At 59.9% G+C, this 21,216-nt stretch carries 16 protein-coding genes; 6 read left to right on the forward strand and 10 right to left on the reverse strand.

Annotation, left to right across the window (positions count from 1 at the left end; translation table 11 throughout):
* Positions 1-297: 297 nt before the first annotated feature.
* Entirely contained in the window at positions 298-3,366 is a 3,069-nt protein-coding gene (locus tag JQ575_RS25680) for a PAS domain S-box protein (RefSeq protein ID WP_212035925.1), read from the forward strand.
* A gap of 112 nt (positions 3,367-3,478) precedes the next feature.
* Here the strand turns inward: JQ575_RS25680 and JQ575_RS25685 are convergent, their stop codons facing one another.
* Positions 3,479-4,126, reverse strand: a complete 648-nt coding sequence (locus JQ575_RS25685; protein ID WP_409364822.1) for a response regulator transcription factor — start codon at positions 4,124-4,126, stop codon at positions 3,479-3,481.
* A 573-nt stretch (positions 4,127-4,699) separates the two neighbouring features.
* Here JQ575_RS25685 and JQ575_RS25690 point away from each other — a divergent pair.
* The 3 genes from JQ575_RS25690 to JQ575_RS25700 all read left to right on the forward strand — a co-directional run bounded on the left by JQ575_RS25690 (position 4,700) and on the right by JQ575_RS25700 (position 9,292).
* Positions 4,700-5,095, forward strand: coding sequence for a response regulator transcription factor (locus JQ575_RS25690; protein WP_212035987.1), 396 nt, complete (start codon positions 4,700-4,702; stop codon positions 5,093-5,095).
* A 460-nt stretch (positions 5,096-5,555) separates the two neighbouring features.
* Positions 5,556-8,354: a winged helix-turn-helix domain-containing protein gene (locus tag JQ575_RS25695; protein WP_212035927.1), complete on the forward strand. Its 2,799-nt coding sequence runs from the start codon at positions 5,556-5,558 to the stop codon at positions 8,352-8,354.
* Positions 8,355-8,527: 173 nt separating this feature from the next.
* A complete protein-coding gene (locus JQ575_RS25700) occupies positions 8,528-9,292 on the forward strand; it encodes a threonine/serine exporter family protein (protein WP_212035928.1) in 765 nt (254 codons plus the stop codon).
* A gap of 187 nt (positions 9,293-9,479) precedes the next feature.
* Here the strand turns inward: JQ575_RS25700 and JQ575_RS25705 are convergent, their stop codons facing one another.
* The gene (locus JQ575_RS25705; protein WP_212035929.1) at positions 9,480-9,746 is read right to left on the reverse strand and encodes a hypothetical protein; all 267 of its coding nucleotides are present in this window, start codon (positions 9,744-9,746) and stop codon (positions 9,480-9,482) included.
* Between the two features lie 982 nt (positions 9,747-10,728).
* Between JQ575_RS25705 and JQ575_RS25710 the strand changes: the two genes are divergently transcribed.
* Positions 10,729-11,982: an NAD(P)/FAD-dependent oxidoreductase gene (locus JQ575_RS25710; RefSeq protein WP_312016025.1), complete on the forward strand. Its 1,254-nt coding sequence runs from the start codon at positions 10,729-10,731 to the stop codon at positions 11,980-11,982.
* 58 nt (positions 11,983-12,040) lie between these two features.
* Entirely contained in the window at positions 12,041-12,487 is a 447-nt protein-coding gene (locus tag JQ575_RS25715) for a hypothetical protein (protein WP_212035931.1), read from the forward strand.
* Between the two features lie 112 nt (positions 12,488-12,599).
* Here JQ575_RS25715 and JQ575_RS25720 read toward each other — a convergent pair whose 3' ends face one another.
* The 8 genes from JQ575_RS25720 to JQ575_RS25755 all read right to left on the reverse strand — a co-directional run bounded on the left by JQ575_RS25720 (position 12,600) and on the right by JQ575_RS25755 (position 21,215).
* Complete coding sequence (locus JQ575_RS25720; RefSeq protein WP_212035932.1) at positions 12,600-14,117, reverse strand: carbohydrate porin; 1,518 nt, start codon at positions 14,115-14,117, stop codon at positions 12,600-12,602.
* Between the two features lie 129 nt (positions 14,118-14,246).
* Positions 14,247-14,807, reverse strand: coding sequence for an NADPH-dependent FMN reductase (locus tag JQ575_RS25725; RefSeq protein WP_212035933.1), 561 nt, complete (start codon positions 14,805-14,807; stop codon positions 14,247-14,249).
* Between the two features lie 28 nt (positions 14,808-14,835).
* Positions 14,836-15,621, reverse strand: a complete 786-nt coding sequence (locus JQ575_RS25730; protein WP_212035934.1) for an enoyl-CoA hydratase — start codon at positions 15,619-15,621, stop codon at positions 14,836-14,838.
* A gap of 83 nt (positions 15,622-15,704) precedes the next feature.
* Positions 15,705-16,931, reverse strand: coding sequence for a CaiB/BaiF CoA-transferase family protein (locus JQ575_RS25735; protein WP_212035935.1), 1,227 nt, complete (start codon positions 16,929-16,931; stop codon positions 15,705-15,707).
* Positions 16,932-16,941: 10 nt separating this feature from the next.
* A complete protein-coding gene (locus JQ575_RS25740) occupies positions 16,942-17,877 on the reverse strand; it encodes an alpha/beta fold hydrolase (protein ID WP_212035936.1) in 936 nt (311 codons plus the stop codon).
* Between the two features lie 32 nt (positions 17,878-17,909).
* Entirely contained in the window at positions 17,910-18,761 is an 852-nt protein-coding gene (locus JQ575_RS25745) for an enoyl-CoA hydratase-related protein (RefSeq protein WP_212035937.1), read from the reverse strand.
* A gap of 57 nt (positions 18,762-18,818) precedes the next feature.
* Complete coding sequence (locus tag JQ575_RS25750; protein WP_212035938.1) at positions 18,819-20,039, reverse strand: acyl-CoA dehydrogenase family protein; 1,221 nt, start codon at positions 20,037-20,039, stop codon at positions 18,819-18,821.
* Between the two features lie 198 nt (positions 20,040-20,237).
* On the reverse strand, positions 20,238-21,215 hold the full coding sequence (locus JQ575_RS25755) for a 3-hydroxyacyl-CoA dehydrogenase NAD-binding domain-containing protein (RefSeq protein ID WP_212035939.1): 978 nt from the start codon (positions 21,213-21,215) through the stop codon (positions 20,238-20,240).
* Between the last annotated feature and the right edge of the window lies 1 nt (position 21,216).

Below are 21,216 nucleotides of genomic sequence, written 5' to 3' on the forward strand. Positions count from 1 at the left end.
CCGAGACGGGTCGGACTGCCAGCGGCATACTTCGTCGGTGCATTCTTCCTTGCACTTCGGCCTCGAAGGCCTGCTCCAAAAGCGCTGCCGCGCCGTTGCTCAAGACCTCGGTCAGCGGGTCCGCAAAAAGTTCTTGGTTGGGAGGGTTGGAAAACGTTAGTGTCGGTCTGGGCGTATCACTCCTTCAGTGGAGAAGTGGAGGCTTCGAACACCCCACGATACGCCGCCCCCTCATGCCGTCACCAACTTTCGCGCATTGCTCCTCGTTGGTCGGCTGGCTCACAAATGAGGCAAGCCATGGCGCATCGGGACCCTTCATCGCCAACACCCATGCCGACGATTCTCCGGTACGGCATTGCAATTCTGTCCGTAGCAATCGCCAACGGCTTGGCTTTCCTCGTGCTGCGGCATTTCGAAGCTATTTTGACGCCGTTCCTGTTCGCAGTCGCTGTGACCGTTTGGTACGCTGGAACCGGGCCAAGTGTGCTCGCAATTGTCCTCTCAGTCATTAGCCTCAATTACTTCTTCCTTCGTCCCTCTTTTTCCTTCAGCCCAATAAGCTCTGCCGATCTCGTCTATTTAACCTTTTGCATATTCTGCGCCTTGGGTGTCGGCTGGGTCAGCGCCGTGCGACGACATGCAGAGCAAGAGCTTCGTCAGGCCCGTGATGAGCTCGAGGCCAAGGTGGTGGAACGAACTGCCGACTTACAGCGGAGCGAAGGCTATTTGGCCGAAACACAGAAGCTGACCCACACTGGCAGTTGGGCATGGGACGCTCGCAGCCAGAGAGTGCTCTACTGCTCCGAGGAAATGTTCCGAATTTACGGATTGGATCCGCAGGTGGATCTGCCGACCCGCAAAAACTTTCGGCAACGAGTTCATCCGGAGGATCGAAACAGGACAGACGCGAGATTTGCGAGGGTGGTCAACGAAAAAGTTGACAGCTTCGACGAGTACAGGGTTTTGCTGCCTGACGGAACAGTTAAGCATGTCATTTCATCGGGGCACCCGATTCTCGACGGGAACGGAGAGCTCATCGCGTTCATCGGCACTGCGACAGACGTAACAGAGCGCAAGCGCGCGGAGGAGGCATTGCAGGAACGCGAAGCGAAAATCCGTCGCTTGGTCGATTCCAACATCATCGGAATTTTCATCACGGGCCTGGAAGGTCGGGTTCTTGAGGCGAATGACGCGTTTCTTCATCTTGTAGGACAGGAACGGGACGATCTGGTTTCAGGTCGCATACGCTGGACGGACTTGACCCCACCGGAATGGCGCGAGCGCGACAAGCGTGCCCTGGCGGAACTGAACTCAAAAACGATTGCTCAGCCGTACGAGAAGGAGTTTTTCCGAAAGGATGGCAGGCGCGTCCCCGTGCTGATTGGAGGGGCGCTGTTCGAAGAGGGCGGCAACGAGGGCGTCGCATTCGTGCTCGATCTGACGGAGCGCAAGCGGGCCGAACAAGCTCTGGTGCGAAGTGAGGCTTATTTAGCCGAAACGCAGAAGCTGACCCACACCGGCACCTGGGCATGGGACGCTCGCAGCCAGACGGTGCTCTTCTGCTCCGAGGAAATGTTCCGAATTTACGGGTTGGATCCGCAGGTGGATCTACCGACCCGCAGAAACTTTCGGCAACGAGTTCATCCCGAGGATCGCAACAGGGTAGACGAAAGACAAGCGAGGGTGGTCAACGAAAAAGTTGACAGCTTCGACGAGTTTAGGATTGTGCTGCCCGACGGAACAGTGAAGCACGTCAGTTCAACATGGCACACGTTCCTCGATGGGAACGGAGAGCTCATCGAATTGATAGGCACTGCGACAGACATAACAGTACGCAAGTGCGCCGAGGAAGCATTGCGGGAAAGCGAAGCGAAAATCCGGCGCTTGGTCGATTCCAACATCATCGGAATTTTCATCTGGGATCTCGAAGGTCGCATTCTTGAGGCAAATGACGCGTTTCTCCGCATGGGGGGGTACGATCGAGAGGATCTTATCTCGGGCCGACTGAACCGAACGGACCTGACGCCGCCGGAATGGCGCGAGCGCGACGCGCGGACTGATGCAGAGCTGAAGATGATCGGGGCAGTCCAACCATTCGAGAAGGAGTACTTTCGGAAAGACGGGGGTCGCGTACCCGTGTTGATTGGTTTGGCTGCGTTCGGCGAAGAACGAGACCAGGGCGTCGCATTCGTGCTCGATCTGACGGAGCTCAAGCGCGCCGAGGAAGCATCGCGGGAAAGCGAAGCGAAATTCCGCGACTACGCGGAAAGCGCCTCCGATTGGTACTGGGAAACCGACCCTGATCACAAATTCACACGCCTCACGGAGGACGAACGACGTCTCGCTCGCGGCCTCGCGACTGTGAGCCGGATTGGAGTGGCCCGATGGGAATTCGCAACGGACGTCCAATCGGAGCCGGAAAAGTGGGAGCTTCATCGGTCTATGCTCAAGGCGCGTCAGCCGTTCCGCGATTTTGTCTACCGGGCCACACATAGCGACGGAACTGTGGTTTATAACAAAATCAGCGGCAAGCCAGTGTTTGACGCCAAAGGAGAATTCCGCGGTTATCGTGGCACAGGCACCGATGTTACGGCATTGTGGATGGCAGAAGAAGAAGCTCGCGAAAACGAGCAGCGATACCGCAAGGCGGAACTCGAGCTCGCGCACGCTAACCGCGTCGCGACGATGGGCCAATTGACGGCCTCGATCACCCATGAAGTGAATCAGCCGATTACAGCGGCAGTCACGTACGCGTTAGCCGCACGGCGTTTCCTAAGCGCTGAGCCGCCGAATTTTCGTGAGGTGGATGACGCGCTCTCCCTTATTGTCAAGGAGGGCAATCGCGCAGGCGAGGTCGTCGGGCGAGTCCGCGCACTCATTAAGAAGGCTCCCGTTCGAAAAGACGCCGTAGAGATTAACGATGCTCTCCTCGAGGTTATTGCTCTCACCCGGAGGGAGGCCGCAAATAATAGCGTCTCGGTGCGGACGCAGTTAGCGGAGGGCTTGCCGCGTGTTCAGGGAGACCGAGTGCAGCTGCAACAGGTACTGCTTAACTTGATCATCAACGCCATCGAAGCGATGCGAGACAGCGGCGAAGGGGAGCGGGAATTGCTCGTCAGCAGCTATAACGGACCGGATGGCGTCTCAGTCGAGGTGCGAGATTCAGGTCCAGACTTCGCAGCGGCGGATCTTGACCGCGTGTTCGAGGCTTTCTACAGCACGAAACCGAACGGTGTGGGACTTGGGCTGTCGATCTGCCGGTCGATTGTCGAAGCGCATAACGGACGATTGTGGGCGAGCCCTAACGTGCCACGCGGCGCTATCTTTGGCTTCATTACGCCGGCTCATCCGGCCGCCGCATCGTGAGTGGAGTACCGCTTCGGATCCGCGGCGTAGCGGAGGTCGAGTCTGGCAGGCACCCTGGTCTATGGTCAGACACAATAGGACCTTTGCGAGAGATGCAGGCAGAGCTTCTGCGCTAGGCCACGCGACCCGGGCTGCGCGGCTTTGTCAGCGGCAGTTGCAATTGGTCGGCCATGCGCGCCAGGTCAGGCAAGGACGATGCCCGCATCTTGCGCATCACTTGGCCACGATGAACTTTTACCGTGATTTCGCTTACGCCGAGGTCGCCTGCAATCTGCTTGTTCAGCCGTCCGCTCACCACGAAAGCCATGACTTCGCGCTCCCGCGGCGTCAACTTTTCGAAACGAGCTTTCAGCTCTGCAATAGCTCGTTCTTGCTCAAGCTGCTCTCGATCACGGGTATGACCGAGCTGTATCGCGTCAAGCAAATCCTGCTCCCGGAACGGTTTTGTCAAGAATTCGATCGCGCCACCCTTCATCGCCTGCACCGACATTGGAATGTCACCATGTCCGGTAATGAAGATGATTGGCAGCTGTCTTTTGGCCCCCGCCAATTCGCGTTGCAGCTCGAGTCCGCTCTGGCCGGGAAGCCGGACGTCAAGCACCAGGCAAGCGGGCCCTTCCGGCCGATTCGCCGCGAGAAATTCGCTCACCGAACCGAATAGGCTAACCCGAAAGCCTGCCGATTGAAGCAGCTTGCCTAATGAGTCCCGCACTCCCGGATCATCGTCGATGACCATCACTATTGGCGGTTGCTCTACCACATGTTCCTCGTTGACATGCGCATTGGCTTTGCCAGTCCGGCACCGAGCATAGCGAGATTATCGCATGGCCGATAGAGGGAGTGACCGGCCCAATTCGGTTCCGACGGATCGCAGCCATCGGCGAACTGGCCGGCTGATGTCGGCCAGGTTCCGCATCAGGCCACCATGTGCCGTTCAAAGTCGAACCGATTGGCTGGCAGCGCAACCTTTGGATGGTGTGCCCGCTGCTATTTGGTACTCGATCTTTCCACTAGATCAATAGTGAGCGTCAATGCGTGCGGTTATGGTGAAGTCTCCTCCCTCGAGACCGATCACTCCTAGCGCCTCCCTTGCCTCTCCGGCGCCGTCCAAGCTGAAGGCGTTTTTGTGAGCTAACAGGGCCCGGGATATAAACGTCGATGCATGTGGCGCAGCGCCATGGACCAAGATTTCCTGCCTCCGAAGCCAATCGTTGAGTTCCTATACATTTGTATAATCGAAGCACGTAGTGGTTGCGCCTAGAAAAGAAAGAGTCTCGTGGACGACATCCGTTGTTCCGTAGAAAAGCTGTCTCGCGGTTACCGGTCTTGCCAAGTGCCAAACAGAGGATCAATAGTTGCCATAGTCGATGACGACAAAGCGGTTGGAAACGCAATCGAAGTTTTGATGCGTTCGATCGGATTGGTCGCCCAGGCGTTTTCGTCGGGGGAGGAGTTCCTACGCTCACCCGAACTGAGCCGCACCGGCTGCCTGGTTGTTGACTTCGACATGCCCAGGATGAGTGGCCTTGATCTGCACAGCAATCTGTCTCGATTGGGCAACGAGATTCCCACCATACTGATAACGGCCTATCCGAGCGACGATATTCGTGTCCGCGCACTTCAGGCTGGGGTCATCTGCTATCTGCCCAAGCCGTTCGATGAGAGCGACCTCCTGAATTGCATTCAGACCGCTCTAGATAGCTCAAAGGGAAATAGCGGCGCGCCGTAGTTTGCCTACGTCGCATCAACGGCCGCTAAGCCCGCGACAAGTCGCCTCCGCCGGCCATCGGCGATACAATTCATTCACATCGGCATCGCAGAAGGCGCGGACAAAAGAGCAGTCCGTTATCTGCCGGCTGATCCGTGGCCAACCGTCTCCAGCGGCTGGAAAGGCAAGGCAGGACGGTCGTGCCGGCACATGGTGCTCGTGCCCGCCATGTGGCCCCAGCGGTGCTGGGGTCGGCTCAACCCTCCGCGTAAGCTATACCAAGGTTTAGTTCGTCCTTGCCAAAGGTGTGAGAAAGGCTACGAGCTTCGTTGTGGCCAACTTTCCGCGCGCACAATTGCGGCATTTGCCGGCTGACGGTAATTATGCGGGGGAGCTCTTCATTCTTGGCTGACATATGTATGGCACCGTAGTTCATAGAAAGCTGAGGTTCGGCCCTTTCGAACTTTCGATTGGCGAGAGGATGCTCCGGCGCGACGGTGAAGTGCTTCCCCTCGGCGGCCGGGCGCTGGATATTTTGATCTATCTTTCCGGGCATCCGGGTGAGGTGATCTCAAAGCAGACACTGATTGATCACGTCTGGTCCGATGTGACCGTCGAAGAGGGGAGCCTGCGGGTACACGTGGCCGCCATCCGCAAGGCGCTCGGAGACGGCAAATTCGGCAACCGGTACATCGCGAACATTCAGGGCCGGGGCTACTCGTTCGTCGGGACTGTCGCCGAGGTCGGCAACAATGCGGCCGACACCGCCCCGCGGCGACACCATGGCCCGCTGCCCGCGCGGCCGCGCAGGCTGGTCGGGCGGGAGCCGGTGCTCAGCGAGGTCATGGACAATCTGCGAGCGGAGCGCTTCGTCACCCTGCTTGGCCCCGGTGGCATTGGCAAGACGACCATCGCCGTCGCCGCAGGCCACGCCATTGCCGAAGAGTTCGGCGGAGATGTCTACTTCGTTGACCTCGGAAGCCTCACCGATCCGGACCATGTTGTGCGGGCCATCGGGACCTCCCTGGGACTTGTGCTGAAATCGAACGCAGCGAGCGCGGAGCTCATCGAACTCATCCATTCGAGAAAGCTGCTTATCATCCTCGACAGCTGCGAGCACGTGATCGAAGCCGTCGCCTGGGTCGCCGAACAGCTCTTTCAAGGCGCCGGGCAAGTCCATTTGCTGGCCACAAGTCGCGAATTGCTGAGGGTGGAAGGCGAGCATTGCTACCGTGTCCTTCCGCTGGATCTTCCACCCGCCGATTCGGAGCAGACGGCGGTTGCCGTGCTGCGGTATCCGGCGGCGCAGCTCTTTGTGGAGCGCGTAACGGCAAGGGGCGGCAATTTCGTTCTCACGGACCGTGAGGCGCCGTTGGTCGCCGACCTGTGCCGGAGATTGGACGGCCTGCCGCTCGCGATCGAATTGGCTGCGGGACCAGTGGCGGCGCTGGGCATCCGGGGCACGGTGGCCCGCCTGTTATCTCGGCTGGAATTGCTGAAATTGGGCCATCGGACCGCGATCCCCAGGCATCAGACGTTCAAGGCAACGCTGGATTGGAGCTACGATCTGCTGTCCGGTATGGAGAGGATTGTTTTCAGACGAATTGCCCGGTTTGTAGAACAGTTCAGCCTTGAGGGGGCGAGGCAAGTCGCTGGCGAACAAGGCTCCGATGATGGAGAGATCTGTGACGCAATCGCCGGTCTGGTCGAAAAGTCGTTAATATGTACTCAGCTGGACCATGGGCAGCCACAATATCGACTGCTGGACACAACGCGCGTCTATGCGCTCGAAAAGCTGAAGGAGCATGACGAATTCGACGCGATCTCGCTGCGACACGCGGAATACGTTATCCAACAGCTCGAACCGCAAAAAGAGATGCTATCGACCCTGCCAAGGGCTGAAAGAGTTGCGGCCTATTCCCGACAACTCAGCAATGTTCGGTCGGCGCTGGAATGGAGTTTTGGGCTACACGGCAACGACGAGATCGCGACAAGACTCGCGGCCGCTTCAATGCAACCGTTTCTCGAACTGTCCCTGTTGATCGAATGCTGCATCTGGGCAGAGCGAGCGATCGCTCGTTTCGGAAATCAGCACAAGAACTCTCGCCGGGAGATGGAGATTTGCGCGTCATTGTCCTTGGCGCTGATGCACACCGAAGCGAGTGGTCAGCGCGTTCGCGAAGCTTTTTCTCGGGCGTTGGACGTTGCGGTCATACAACGAGACTTTGCCTACGAGCTGCGGCTCCTGAGCGGGCTCTTCATGTATTCGCATTGGACCATGGACATTCGGGGTGCGACCGAAATCGCCGTCCGGAGCAAGAAATTAGCGTTGAAAACGGGGGATCCCGACGACATGGCGCTGACGGAAGCAATGTTAGCCGCCTCCGATCATTTGCTGGGAAATCACCCGGCCGCACAACTACATTGCGAATCGGGCCTCCGATACCTGGCGTCCGGTCCGCGCTTTCGAACCGAACAATATCTTCTTCATTATACGAGCTTCTTGCTCGTCGGCATGGCACGTTCACTCCTGTACGGAGGCTTGCTCGACCAATCGCTTGACTATGCAAAACGCGCCAGAGAGGAAGGCAAGAGGTCAGGCGACCCCGCCACGTATTGCCGATCCCTAGCCTTGGTCATTCCTGTCTTTCTGACCATGGCAGACTTGAGGCAATCGGATCAGTACATCGGTGAACTGAGTGATCTCTCAACCGCGCACTCGCTGACGCCGTATCGCGCCATAGCGACTGGCCTGAAGGGCCAATGGTTGCTCCTTCAAAACAATCGCATCGATGGAATCGGGTTGCTGAAGAGAGCGCTGGAGGAGCTTCACGCTCAGCATCACGAGATGCTGAATATGGATTTTACCTGCGATCTGGCCAGGGCTCTTGGGGACGTTGGTAAACACGAGCAGGCGCTGATCCTAACCGTGAATGCGATTGAGCAACAGCAGCGCGCTGGCAAATTTCTGCATATGCCCGCCCTGTTCAGGGTGAAGGGCATCATCCTGGCGTCAAGGTCGGCCAATGACTATCCCGAAGCAGAAAAGAGCCTGCTGATATCGATCGAGTGGGCAAGACGTCAGTCCGCCAATCTGTTTGAATTAAAGTCGGCAATCGATCTTGCCGAGCTGTTGATCTCACAGAAGCGAATGGCTGAGGCGTACAGACATATCAGCGCGGCTCTTAATCAGACGCCACATGGAATGGTCTCGCCGATTCACGATCGCGCTCGACAAATCCTCAGCCGGTTCCAATCCAACATCCGGGCTGCCGGCTAGAGCGAGCCCGGACCCGCAATTGATCTTAGCGCAATCGCGTACAAATCCTCGCAATCGCTTACAAGCCCGCTTTCGGGGCACGGCGCAGGTTGGGATCATAACAATCCCTACAGCGTCCCGCATGGTTCCGCATCATCGCCGTCTCAACAAGGCCGCTGTCACGCGAAGCGGCATTGGACCTGATTGCGCTGGCGGCCGTGGTACTGTTCGCTCACGGGCAGACCACGGAACGAACAGTTGTCGCCGCCGAACGGCTTGGGCGCGCGATCGGCGTGCCGGTGACGGCGCTGCCATACTGGGGCCAGCTCACGGTTGAGATCGAGGGCACGACGGTGTCGAAAATCGTTCCCGTAAAGCCGCTCGGGGTCGACATGGGCAAGGTGCTGGCCGTCACGACCGTCGTGGATCAGGTCTGCGATGGCAAGCTGGAGGCTGACGCTGCGCGGTCTGCACTCGCGTTGGCAGGCCGTCTGCCGCCGGTTTCGACGCTGCGCTTCACATTGTTGGCAGCCGTCGGCGCGGCGTCGCTCGGTGTCATATTCGGCGTGGCTGACGCAGTGAGCCTGCTGCTGATTGCGGGGAGCGCGGCGATCGGCGCGCTTGTGCGCCGGCGGCCGGGTTTCAGCGCCAATCCGTTCATCAAGCCGCTTTGCGCCGCGACCATCGCAGGTGCCGTGGCTGGCGCCGGCCGCTTGAAGTTGTCGGAGGCGATAACGCTGATCGCGTTCTGTCCCTGCATGGTGCTGGTGCCTGGTCCGCATCTCCTCAACGGCGCTATCGATCTTGCGCGCACGCGCGTCGCGCTCGGCATCGCGCGCCTGGCCTATGCTTGTGTCTTCGTGCTGATGATCTGCGCCGGGCTCTGGTTCGGGCTCGTCGTCACCGGCGCAAACCCTTCCGGCCGCCGAAGCGGCGGCGCCGACGCCGCTGGCCGCTGACTTGATTGCGGCAGGATGCGCCGTCGCCGCGTTCGGCACCTTCTTTTCGATGCCATGGCGTCTGCTGCGTTCCACCGATCGGGGTCGGCATGTTCGCGCATGCGATGCGCTGGGCCGTGATCTCGATGGCATCGGACAAATGTTGCAACTGGTGCCTTCATCGCCTGCTTCATTGTCAGCGTCATCGTCACGCCGGTCGCCGACCGTCTGCTCTTCCGTTGGCCGCGCTCGGCTTCTCCGCCGTCGTCTCGATGATGCGGGGTTTCTTCTTGTTCCACACCGCCAGCACCCTTGTCGAGTTGGTCTCGATCGGGCCGGGCGCGCCGGCAGTCCTGCTGACGAGCGTTGCCGTGAACGGGACCACGGCATTGTTGCCATGACGCTGGGGTTGATCCTGCCGCGCCTGCTGTTCGAGCACTTTCTGCCCGCGTCCAAATGAAATGAAACGCGACAAGGATGTTCTATGGATCGCAACGCCGTTCAATATGCATCGGCCCCGCCGCGATACCAAGGATCGGGCAGGGCTTCGTGAGCGCACTATCAGGACACCATTGACGGGCCCTGTTTCGCTTTGGGATGTTTCGAATGGGTGGAGACAAATGGATGCGACTTGGTTTGAAAGCGTTTTCACGCGTTGCTTGGCTAACATTGATGGTTTTACCCGTTTCTGCGGTCGCGCAAGAGGCTCTGGAGGAGCGACGCGCCTGCACCCCCGACGTGCTTCGCCTTTGTAGTGCGTTCATCCCCGATTCGGCCCAAATCACTGCCTGTCTTAGACAGAAGAACGCGGAGCTCGGTGACGCATGCAGGCAGATCATCCTGGCGGGAATGAAACCATCCGACAGAAGCGGGAGCGCCGGGACAGGAGGACGTATCGCCCGATGAAACGGGTAGCGAAAACGACCTAAGGACGGCCATGAATTTCGTGCTGGTGAACCACAGGACTCCACGCAAGCCGTCGTTTTGCGCATCGTGCTCGCAGCCGCTTCAGCGAAGCTACTTGCATGATCTGTCCACGCGCAGCCGGTATTGCAGCGTCGAATGCTATTCCGATCGTGCTGCCGGCAGCATGGTGCGATCGCTCGCCACGGCGGATCCCTACAATCTTGTTATTCTATCCATGGTATTGCCGATGCTCAGCATCGAGGTCGCGTCTGCAGTGTTCGACTGCACATGGCGCAGTTAAGCTCACCCGCGAAACTCATCCGTCATTTCCGGGTGCTCGGTCCATCGAACCGAACCTCGTAACATCTGCACGGCAAGGATGTCCTATGCATCGCAACGCAGTTCAAGAAGTAGCATGGACGTCGCGATAGGAATGAGCGGCGGGGGCGCGTACAACATCATCGGGTGCAGCATTGAGCACAGTTCTGACCAAGTCCTTGCCGGAGGAAAAGCCGGCAGCAGCGAATGAAGCTCCCCGGAAGAAGCGCGTTGTGATCGTTGGCGGCGGATTTGCCGGCATTGCGGCGGCGCGTGCGCTGAAGCGAGCCGACGTCGAGATCACGCTGATCGACCGGCGTAATCACCATATCTTTCAGCCGCTCCTGTACCAGGTCGCCACCGCTGTTCTTGCACCATCCGAGATCGCGGCGCCGATCCGTCAGCTCGAGGCGAAACAGAGGAACCTCAGCGTGTTGCTGGCGGAGGTCAGGGGCATCAATCTCGGAGCTCGCACCGTCGAAGCCGCTTGCCCCGGGATTGGCAGTCGAAAGCTCGAGTACGACTTCCTGGTAATCGCCACTGGAATGCGGCCGAGCTATTTCGGTCATGACGAGTTTGCGCGGTTCGCACCCGGCCTCAAAAGCCTCAACGACGCTGAGACGATCCGAACCAAGATTCTGAGCGCGTTTGAATTGGCTGAATCGACTCATGACCCGAAAGAGCGTGCTCGCCAGATGACGTTCGTGTTGGTGGGCGGTGGCCCGACCGGCGTCGAGCTTGCTGCTTCGATCGCTCAACTGGTCTCGGTGACCCTGCGCAAGAATTTCCGCAAGATCGACCCTGCCAAGAGCCGAATTGTGTTGCTGGACGGCGGGGCTCGTATTCTGCCGACTTTTGCAGAGAAGCTGTCACGAAAGGCTGCCAAGCGGCTAACCAGGCTCGGGGTTGAAGTATCGACGGGCGTAAAGGTCGAGAAGGTTGACGACCAGGGCGTGATCGCGGCTGGCGCCCGGATTCCCAGCGCCACCGTGCTTTGGACAGCAGGCGTCAGCGCCTCGCCGGTTGTGAAGATGCTCGGGACGACCACGGACCGCGCCGGGCGCGCATTGGTTGGCGCTTTCATGGACATCCCCGAGGCGCCCAATGTGTTTGTGGCGGGTGACATAGCCGCGATGACCCAGGATGGTCACCCCGTGCCGGGAGTGGCACAGGCAGCCATTCAGCAGGGAAGGTTTGTCGGGCATGTCATTGCCAACCGTGTCAGGGGACGAAAGGATGGTCGACCGTTTCGGTACCGCAACAAAGGCAATATGGCGGTGGTCGGCAAAAACTTCGCCATCCTCGAGGCCGGCCATTTCCGCAGCAGCGGCTTTGTGACTTGGCTGGTGTGGGCCGCACTCCATGTGCTCGCCCTCCCGCAACTCCAGAATCGGTTTCGCGTCCAAACGCAATGGTTCTGGTCCTATCTGTCAGGCCAACGGAGCTCACGGCTGATTTCCGAGGGGCCGCGGTCGTCCGCGTCATAGTCGTCGCCAGGCCGGCGGTCATCACCGTCGGGCTCTGAAGCTGGTTGGGATTGCAACTGTGGACGTCTCGATTATCTCCGCGCTCGCCGCGCTCACCGGAGCAGCTGTCGGCGGCTTGACGAGCGGAATCGCAACTTGGCTGAACCATCGAAGCCAGGTCCGGGTCGAGTGGATTCTTCACGAGAAGAGCCGCCGGCAGATCCTCTACAGGGATTTTATCGAGGAAGCTGCCAGGTGTTACATGGATGCACTGCAGCACGATAAAGCTGACATTCCCAGCCTGGTCGGCGTTTACGCGAAGCTGAGCGCGATGCGGGCGCTGTCCTCGAAGTCGGTGGTCCACTGCGCCGAAGACGTCGCCCGAAAAATCCTGGACACCTATTTGGAGCCAGACAAGAGCTTCGTCGAACTGCGCGAAATGGCGATCGATGGCACGATCGATCTGTTACGAGGCTTCAGCGACGCGTGCCATGACGAATTCGAGGAAATGCGGCCACTATTTTGAGCTTCACCAGCGGTTCAATCCGCTTCTTTCAGCATTCGCAGTCGCCTTGTCGGCCACTGCAACGCGCGCCAAATGAAACCAACAACCGGAAGATTGCCCTTGTTATGGCAATTCACCACGCCACGGTGAGGCGCGTCAGAAAGAGATCAGCGTGATCCTGGCCTTTGGCGACCTGGGCCCCAAGCGGATGCCATATGTGCTGGTAGCTGGGGATCAATCGGATCGCCGGCGTGACGGCAAAATTGTAAAAGACCTCGATGCCGCTCTCGTCGCGCGCGCGGGCATTTCCCAGCGTAAGCTGGGCGATGTCTGCCTTCAGATTGCCGCTGATCCTGTTGTAGTAAAATCCCGCTCCGAAGCTGTCGTACTCCCTGCCGCTGAACAGACCATGCGCAACCAGCCCGACGCTTGCGTAGCTGGTCACCGGATTGGTGGCTTCTGGGGCATATCCAGCCCTGCCAAAGATCCCGATCCCGCGGAGCGGTTGGCCACTCCTGAGCTTCTCGGCAATCGTTGTGGCGTCGTCCATGACATAGAGATATTGCGAAACGTTGGCGATCGCGGCCCAGCTATTATCCTTGAAATAGGCGGGTAGGCCGTCGGTCGGGGAGCCACCAATGAGAGCGCCAACGGCCTGGCTCGTCGCGGCTAACGTCGTCAACGGTCCGAAGGGCTGCTCGAGATTGAGTTTCGGCTTGTTCGACCAATTGAAGGCCGGTGAGAATTGACCAGGGAGACCTCCAACCGTGTAGGACAGGATGGAGGAAATGTAGAGATTAACCGTGTCGAAGACGTGGTCGGCGAAGTTGTCTGCCTTGGAATTCGGATCGAGCACACCGCCGTAGACGGTAAGCTGTGGACTGGGCGCCCACACGCCCAGCGCCGCCCATGAGACAGCATTGTAGAAATTGAGCGCTACGGGGCTCTTGTTGAAGTTGAAGTTGGCAAAGTAGTACTTGTAGCTGTCGCCGAACAGGGTTTGGTCGGGGAGGTAGACAACAGCAATTTTTCCGACCAGGACGCTGACTTCCTTGGTGAGTGATTGGGTCAGAAAGAATTGTGCGGGCAGGACATCGTTTGCGCGGAGCGGGTCGGGAAACGCCAGCCCGGTATACTGGGGAACCGCAGCGCCCGCCGTGAAGGTATTCGCCGGCGTGTCGCCGTAGCGCGAATGCAGCGTCAGATGCAGCAGGCCGCCAGACCAAAGGCCCGCACGCCCGGTGTCGATATTGAGCGAAGCCTGTGTGCTCTGCACAAAGGCGGCTCCGGTTTGTAGCCCGCCCGATGTGACGTTTTGATAGTAGCTCGTCGAGTAAACGTCGATGAAAACGCCGTGGCGCGCCCAGTCTGTTCGGACGCCACCCCAGTCGCCGGTGAGCTGGGTACGGTGCCAAATGTCCCCGGTCACCGTCCCCGGAATTCCGAATGCCGGTCCATTATTGAAGTAAGGCAAGAGGCCGGGAGCTAAGTCTGTCAGGGACACGTATTTCGTCGGAATTGGCTGCCCAGGATCAATTGGTCGATTCCGGCGCTGTATGGCGGCGGGCACAGTTTTTCGCTTGCGAGGTGCAGCCGCATGTTTCTCTTTTGTCGCGCGCTGCTCGCCCGCAAGATGATCAAAGTTGCTCAATCCAGCGTCCGCTGACGCCGTCCGCCCTAGGGCAAGGCAGAAACAAATGCCAAGCGCAACACGTCCCGCCTTCATCGTAGTCGTAGGTCCTCTTTAGCTGGATACCGTGGCCGCCGGCATTCGGCGGCCTCAGGATCGGGTCCTCTCGACCCAATTCGCGAATGCCTGCATGAACTCCTGCAGGAATTTGCGCGTGCCGTCGTTGACGAGCTTGCCGTTTTCATCGAACAGCTTGTCGGCGTGGCCGACATAAGCTTCGGGCTGCTGCATGGTCGGCACGTTCAGAAACACGAGCGACTGCCTCAGATGATGGTTGGCGCCGAAAGCCCCGATCGCGCTCGGCGAGCAGCTGGCAATCGCACCAGGCTTGCGGTCCCAGACGCTGCTGCCATACGGCCTGGAGCCGACATCCAGCGCATTCTTGAGAGCAGGCGGCACCGAACGGTTATATTCGGGCGTGACGAACAGCACAGCGTCAGCGGCCTTGACGCGCTCCCGAAACGCGGTCCATTGCGCGGGCTGAGATTCGGTCTCTAGGTCCTGATTGAAAAAGGGCAATTGCCCGATCTCGACGATTTCGAGCTTCATCGAAGCCGGCGCGAGCGACATGAGCGCATTTCCCAGCATCCGGTTGAGCGACGCCTTCCGCAGGCTTCCAACCAACACGCACACGTTCATCGGCTTATCCATGGTCATTTTCCCTTTCGATGTCTCGCGCCTATGTGGTCGCTGGAGATTTGATGTTCTTCGTGAAGTCGGGCTTTCGCTTTTCCAGGAACGCCGTAAGCGCCTCTTTCGCGTCTTCAGAACGGACCTGCGTACTGAACTCTCCGTTCTCAGCTTTCATCGCCGCCTTGATTTGCTCGCGAAATGGCTGCTTCATGAGCCTCTTGCTGGCCTGCAGCGCAGCGGCCGGCTTCGCTGCCAATTTCCGCGCCGTATCCGTCGCTCTCGCCAATGCGTCCTTGTCGGATACGACTTCGGTAACCAGACCCATCTCCGCGGCGCGCCTGGCGTCAAACGGAGTTCCCAACAAAATCAACTCCGCCGCACGGACATGACCGATCCGCGCCGGCACGGAGCAGCTCGATCCGAATTCCGGCACGAGAGCAAGATTGATGAAGGGCATATGGAATTTCGTGCTCTCGGCCGCGTAGATGAAGTCGCAGTGCGTCAGCATGGTGGTGCCGCCACCGATCGCGGCGCCTTGGACCGCAACGACGATCGGTTTGTCGAAGTTGACCAGCGCTTCCATCAGTTTTGCTTGCGGAGATTCCCCGGGTCCGGGAGGATTCTTCAGAAAATCCTGGATATCGTTTCCCGCGCAGAACGAATCTCCCGCGCCGTGCCAGAGAACGACGCGCGTGTTCTCGTCCTTCGCCGCCTCGTTGAAAATGCCCGCGAGAGCCACGTACATGGCTGACGTCATCGCATTGCGCTTGGTCGGACGGTTGAACTGGACCCGCAGGACGCTGCCTGCGTGTTCGGTAACAATATCATCCATGTCGAACTCCTGTTTCCTTAGGTGAATTTCGTTGCAAGTCGAATGTTCGGGGCAGCTCCCGCCGCCCCGACAGTGTCGTCATGCTAGACGGCATGTTCCTTTGCTTTGGGAACGGTGCCGCTCGCCCGCAACCCGTCGATTTCGGCCGCGCTAAATCCGAGCTGCCGGAGAACCTCCTCATTGTGTTCTCCGATCTTCGGGGCGCGCTTCGCAGACACTTTGGCGACGCCATGGACCTGAAGCGGACTGCTGATCGTCGAGGTCAGCTTGCCGCCGGCGCCCTCGAGCGGAACGACGATGTCGTTCGCCCGGAGCTGGGGATCGTTGATCACCTCTTGCGGCTCACGCACGGCGCCGAATGTCACGTGAACGCCGTTGAACACCTCGTACCAATGCGCCATCGGCTTCGAGCAGAAGATTTTGTCCAGAATGGCGGTGAGTTCTGACATGTTCGCCATCAGCTTCGCAGGGTCGGAAAACCGCGGATCCGTCAGGAGATCCGTTCGGTCGAGGGCTTTCGCGACGGCCGCCAGCTTGTCCGGCGTGACGATCAGAACGAACCAGGTGCCATCCTGGGCGCGATACACGTTCATTGCCGCATTGGCGGGGTGCATACGATCATGCAGACCGAAGAACTTCGCCTCGCAAAGTGCAGCCTGGATCGAGACGCTGGCGGACCACACGCCTTCGGCGAGCAGCGACGTCGTGACATGTGCTCCCTCGCCGGTGCGCTCGCGACGATAGAGCGCGGTGACAATCGCCGAATACAGCCCGACGGCGGTGGCGTTGTCGCCGCTGCCGGCCACCGGCCAGGTTGGGGAGGCTCCGGCGTCGCGCGTCATCGACAACAGGCCGCTGCGCGCCCAGTATGAAGTGATGTCGAAACCGGGGAGATTCGCATCCGGTCCCTTATCGCCGAAGCCCGAGATGTCCGCGTAGATCAGCCGCGGATTCCACCGCACCACATCCTGATATTCGAGCTTCAATTTTGCACGGGCGGGATGCGGCGTATTGACGACGAGCACGTCGGCCCATTTGACGAGCTTTTCGAGAACCTGCTGCGCGCTCGGGGATTTCAGATCAAGCGTGATGCCGCGCTTGTTGCGGTTGGCGAGGTGCCACGGGTAGGCTTCCTCGGCGACCGGCTGCGGTGGCAAGTGGTTCGCAATTCGCCACAGGTCGCCGCTCGGTGGCTCCACTTTGATGACGTCGGCGCCAAAGTCGGACAGAATTACGGCAGCGCTTGGGCCCGCGATGAAGCTCGCGAGGTCTACCACCTTGAGTCCTGAAAAAATATTGTCGCTTGGCATGTTTGTCTCCTTAGTGTTGAAGTTCGACCGCGATTGAAACGCGGCGGTCATCGTCGTTGAGTTTTTCCAGTGTCCGGGAAATCCAGCGGAGCAGGCGGGTTTGGACCTGGCGGCGGTTAATCTCGTTCAGCATCTCGTGTCGACCGCCCGGATAAAAATCGAAGGCTATGTCACGCAGCCCGGCATCACGGTACCGGCCGATCAGCCTGTGGAGTCCCCGCAGGTGCTGCCCGACGGGATCGTCGCTTCCGGAGAGCAAATAGATCGGGAGATCACCACGGATGTTCCGGAGTGCGACCGGATCGCACAACCGCGGCGCGGTGCCGAGGAAGGATTCGAGAGAGTCGCGATGAAGGTCTTCAAAGCAGAGGGGATCTGCCATGAACGCATCGACGATCGCCTGATCGCGGCACAGCCAGTCGAAGGGAGTGCGGGCCGGCTCGAATGCGGCGTTGAGGAGGTTGCTGCCCGCGGCCTCCGGACGCGCGGTCCGCGCCAGGCCTTCCAGCACTCCAGATCCCGAGAGGATCAAGCCATCGATCTCATAGCTGTGGTCGATGACATATCGCTGCGCGGCAAAGGATCCCATGCTGTGGCCCAACAGGAGCAGCGGCAGCTCGGGATTCTCTTCTCTGGCGATCTCGCTCAGGCGGAGCATGTCCTGGACGAGAAGTTCGAAGCCTCCCCTGCCAAATTCTCCTAATTGCGCGTGGGCCGAGAGGCCGTGCCCGCGATGATCGTTGGCGTAGACTGTGAGACCTGCCGCAACGAGTGCATCGACGGTGTCGGCGTAGCGCCCCATGTGTTCGCCCATCCCATGGGCGATCTGAACAACGCCGCGGGCCGGACCGCGACTGTCCCAGCGGGCGCACGCGATGCACAGCCCATCGGAGCCGGTCAGCCGGAATCGCTCTGTCGGGACTGGAGTGGGAGAAGCCGTTGCCATGATGGATGTCCAGTCTCGCTTGCGCGCGAAAGTCAGCGTCCGTGAAACTGCGGCGCGCGTTTCTCGAGGAAGGCGGAGGTGCCTTCTTTCTTGTCCTCGGTTGCCGCGCAGATGCCGAAATAGGATGCTTCGAGCGCAAACCCCTCGGCCTGGCTGGTGTCCATCCCCTTGTTGGCCGCCTCCAGCGAGAACTTGACAGCGATCGGCGCGTTGGCCGCGATCTGCTTCAGGATCGTCTCGGCACGCGCGATGAGATCGGCCGCAGGAACAACTTCGTTGACGAGGCCGATGCGATAGGCTTCCTGGGCAGAGATCGTTTCGCCGGTGAGGATCAGCTGCAGCGCGCGGCCCTTGCCGACCAGCCGCGGCAGGCGTTGCGTGCCGCCGCCGCCCGGCAACAGCCCGAGCTTCACCTCGGGCTGCCCGAACTTGGCGTGCTCCACGGCGATCCTGATGCTGCAAGCCATCGCCGTCTCGCAGCCTCCGCCGAGCGCAAAGCCATTGATGGCTGCGATTACCGGCTTGCCCAGATTTTCGATCAGATCGAGCACGCCCTGACCGAACCGGCTGGATTCTTCCGCCTCGTAGGCGTCAACATGCGCGAGTTCGCTGATGTCGGCGCCGGCAATAAAGGCCTTGTCGCCGGCGCCGGTCAGGATCACGCCATGCACGGACGCATCAACCTTTGCGTCTTCGAAGGCCGCCTTCAAATCCGTCCAGGTCGGCGTGTTGAGCGCGTTGAGCACCTTGGGCCGATTGATCGTCACGTAGGCGATCGGCCCTTTTTTTTCGTACTGGACGTTCGCAAGCGCCAACGTTGCCCTGGGCAAAGCGGTGGGTGCTGTTGCCGGTGAAGGGGTGAACGATGCAGTTTCTGAAACCATAGTCATATCTCCTGGATAGGGGGAGCAGCCGGCGTCGGTGCGTCGGCCGCCGTGAAATCACACGAAGGCGCCGTGACCGGTGATGGCTTTGCCGACGATCAGATTTTGCATCTGATACGTGCCTTCGTAGGAGTAGAGCGCCTCGGCATCGGCGAAGAAGCGCGCGACGTTGTAGTCGGCCACGATGCCGTTGCCGCCCAGGACCTCGCGTCCCCATGAGACCGTCTCGCGCGATTTCGCCGTGCAGAACGCCTTCGCCAGCGCGGCATGATGGTCGCCGAGCTTGCCTTCGTCATCGAGCTGCGCCAGGCGGAGCATCAGGCACTGGCACGCGGTCAGATTGCCAAGCATCTTGGCGAGCAGATCCTGAATCAACTGGAACGAAGCGATCGGCCTGCCGAATTGCAGACGCTCCTGGGCGTATTTGAGGGTTGCTTCGAATGCGCCCATCTGGATGCCGGTCGACGCCCAACCCACCATGTATCGCGTCATCCGCAGCACGCGTGCGGTATCGCGGAACGAATTGCCGCCCTGCAGGCGGTTCGCTTCGGAAACCCGTACATCCTTCAGCGTGATCTGGCCGTTCTGGACCACCTTGAGCGCAATCTTGTGCTCAATCTTCTCGACGCTGAAACCGGGCGTCGACTTGTTCTCAACGATGAACCCCTTCACCTGGTTGTCCGCGAGATCGCGTGCCCAGATGATGGAGAGGTCGCACCATGGCGCGTTGCCGATCCACCGCTTCTGTCCATTGAGAATCCAGGTATCGCCTTCGCGCTTGGCCGTCGTGGTCAGGCCGCCGCTCGTTCCGGAGCCGACCAGCGGCTCGGTGAGGCCGAAGCAGCCGATCTTTTCGAAACGCGCCATTTGCGGCAGCCATTTCTGCTTCTGCTCCTCGGATCCATCGAGATAGATCGAGCCCATGGCAAGGCCGCTGTGTACGCCCCAGAACGTGCAAAACGACGCGTCGGTGCGCGCGATCTCCATTGCGACGAAGCCGAAGAGCTTTTGGCTGCCCCCGGCGCAGCCGTAACCCTCAAAGCCGAGCCCGCCGATGCCGAGCTCCTTGAACGAGGGCAGCAGCTCGAACGGAAACGCGTCATCGGACCAGTATTTGTTGATAACCGGCTGGACCTTGGTCTCCATATAGGTCCGCACCTTCTTGACGATCGCCTTCTCCTCAGGGGTGAGATGGTCGACCAGCTGATAGAAGTCGCCGTTCGGTACGGGCGCCGGCTTCGGGGCTGCGGTCTTGCTTGCGGTGGTTGCGGTGGGCATGTCGCGTCTCCTTGCGTGAGGTGGATCGTGATCTCGACGACCAATCTGATGCGGAAGCGATCAGCGTTCTTGAAGCAGCTTGCGGTCTCGGGGACGTCTTTGCCCTCTTGTCTGCTCACGCTTCTGCGAGTCCTCGAATCGAAAAAAGCCCCGAAAGGCGGTTGCCTTTCGGGGCCTTGATTGGATGGTCGGCAGATCCTAGAGGACCCGCTCTCGCAATATCGGAGAGCTGGTCTTTCCGACTTGCTTGCGCAGCTCGATCAGGCCGAGCAGGACCTCGTCGCGCTCCGCCTCCAGCTCCTCGATGGTGCGCGATCCGGCCTCGGCATGGACGCTGTCGATCAGCTTCTTTTGTACTTCCGGAGTCAGCACCGGCGAGCCGAGGGTCTTCCACCAGGCCGTCATCGGGCCGGTAAACTGCTGGAAGAAGTGCTCGATGCCGCCTGGACCGCCGCCGAGATGGTTGAGCATCAACCCGCCCATAACGCCCCAGCGCAGGCCCGGACCCCAGGAGAGAGCCGTGTCGACATCGGCGGCGCTCACGACGCCCTCCGCAACCAGGTAATAGATTTCCCGGCTCAGCGCCGCCTGCAGCCGGTTCGCGACATGCCCCGGCATTTCCTTGTTGACGCGCACCGTCCGCTGTCCGATCGAGGTGTAAAATTCATCCGCGCGCCGGATTGTCGCTTCCGAGGTCTTTGCCCCGCCCACGATCTCGACCAGCGGGATCAAGTGGGGCGGATTGAACGGGTGGCCGATCACGCAGCGCTCGGGATGGGACGCGGCGCCCTTCTGGATCTCGCTCATGGTGAGCCCCGACGAGCTCGATGCGATGATCACGTCGGGCGGCAGCAGCTCGTCCAGCTGCCCGTAGAGCTTCTGCTTGAAATCGATTCGCTCGGGGCCGTTCTCCTGGACGAGGTCGGCGCCGGCGAGCGCCTGCGCGAGGTCGGGCGTGAACGTCAGGTTCGACTGCGACGCTCCGGGCGACAGGCCCAATCGCTTGAGCGCCGGCCAGGCGGCTTCAACGAACTTCCTCAGCGCAACTTCCGCATTCGGCGCGATGTCCGTCGCGACGACTTGGAGTCCCTTGGCGAGAAACAGCGCACTCCAACTCGCGCCGATCACACCGGTGCCGATAATGGCGATGCGGCGAATAGGTTTGGTTTGCGACATG

Origin of the sequence: Bradyrhizobium sp. JYMT SZCCT0428 (assembly GCF_018131075.1) — a bacterium.
Classification (GTDB): Bacteria; Pseudomonadota; Alphaproteobacteria; order Rhizobiales; family Xanthobacteraceae; genus Bradyrhizobium.

Coding starts and splice junctions, on each gene's coding strand:
- JQ575_RS25695 (WP_212035927.1), top strand. CDS start 5,556: ATGCTCCGGCGCGACGGTGAAGTGCTTCCCCTCGGCGGCCGGGCGCTG.
- JQ575_RS25740 (WP_212035936.1), bottom strand. CDS start 17,877: ATGGCAACGGCTTCTCCCACTCCAGTCCCGACAGAGCGATTCCGGCTG.
- JQ575_RS25745 (WP_212035937.1), bottom strand. CDS start 18,761: ATGGTTTCAGAAACTGCATCGTTCACCCCTTCACCGGCAACAGCACCC.
- JQ575_RS25735 (WP_212035935.1), bottom strand. CDS start 16,931: ATGCCAAGCGACAATATTTTTTCAGGACTCAAGGTGGTAGACCTCGCG.
- JQ575_RS25730 (WP_212035934.1), bottom strand. CDS start 15,621: ATGGATGATATTGTTACCGAACACGCAGGCAGCGTCCTGCGGGTCCAG.
- JQ575_RS25725 (WP_212035933.1), bottom strand. CDS start 14,807: ATGGATAAGCCGATGAACGTGTGCGTGTTGGTTGGAAGCCTGCGGAAG.
- JQ575_RS25680 (WP_212035925.1), top strand. CDS start 298: ATGGCGCATCGGGACCCTTCATCGCCAACACCCATGCCGACGATTCTC.
- JQ575_RS25755 (WP_212035939.1), bottom strand. CDS start 21,215: ATGTCGCAAACCAAACCTATTCGCCGCATCGCCATTATCGGCACCGGT.
- JQ575_RS25750 (WP_212035938.1), bottom strand. CDS start 20,039: ATGCCCACCGCAACCACCGCAAGCAAGACCGCAGCCCCGAAGCCGGCG.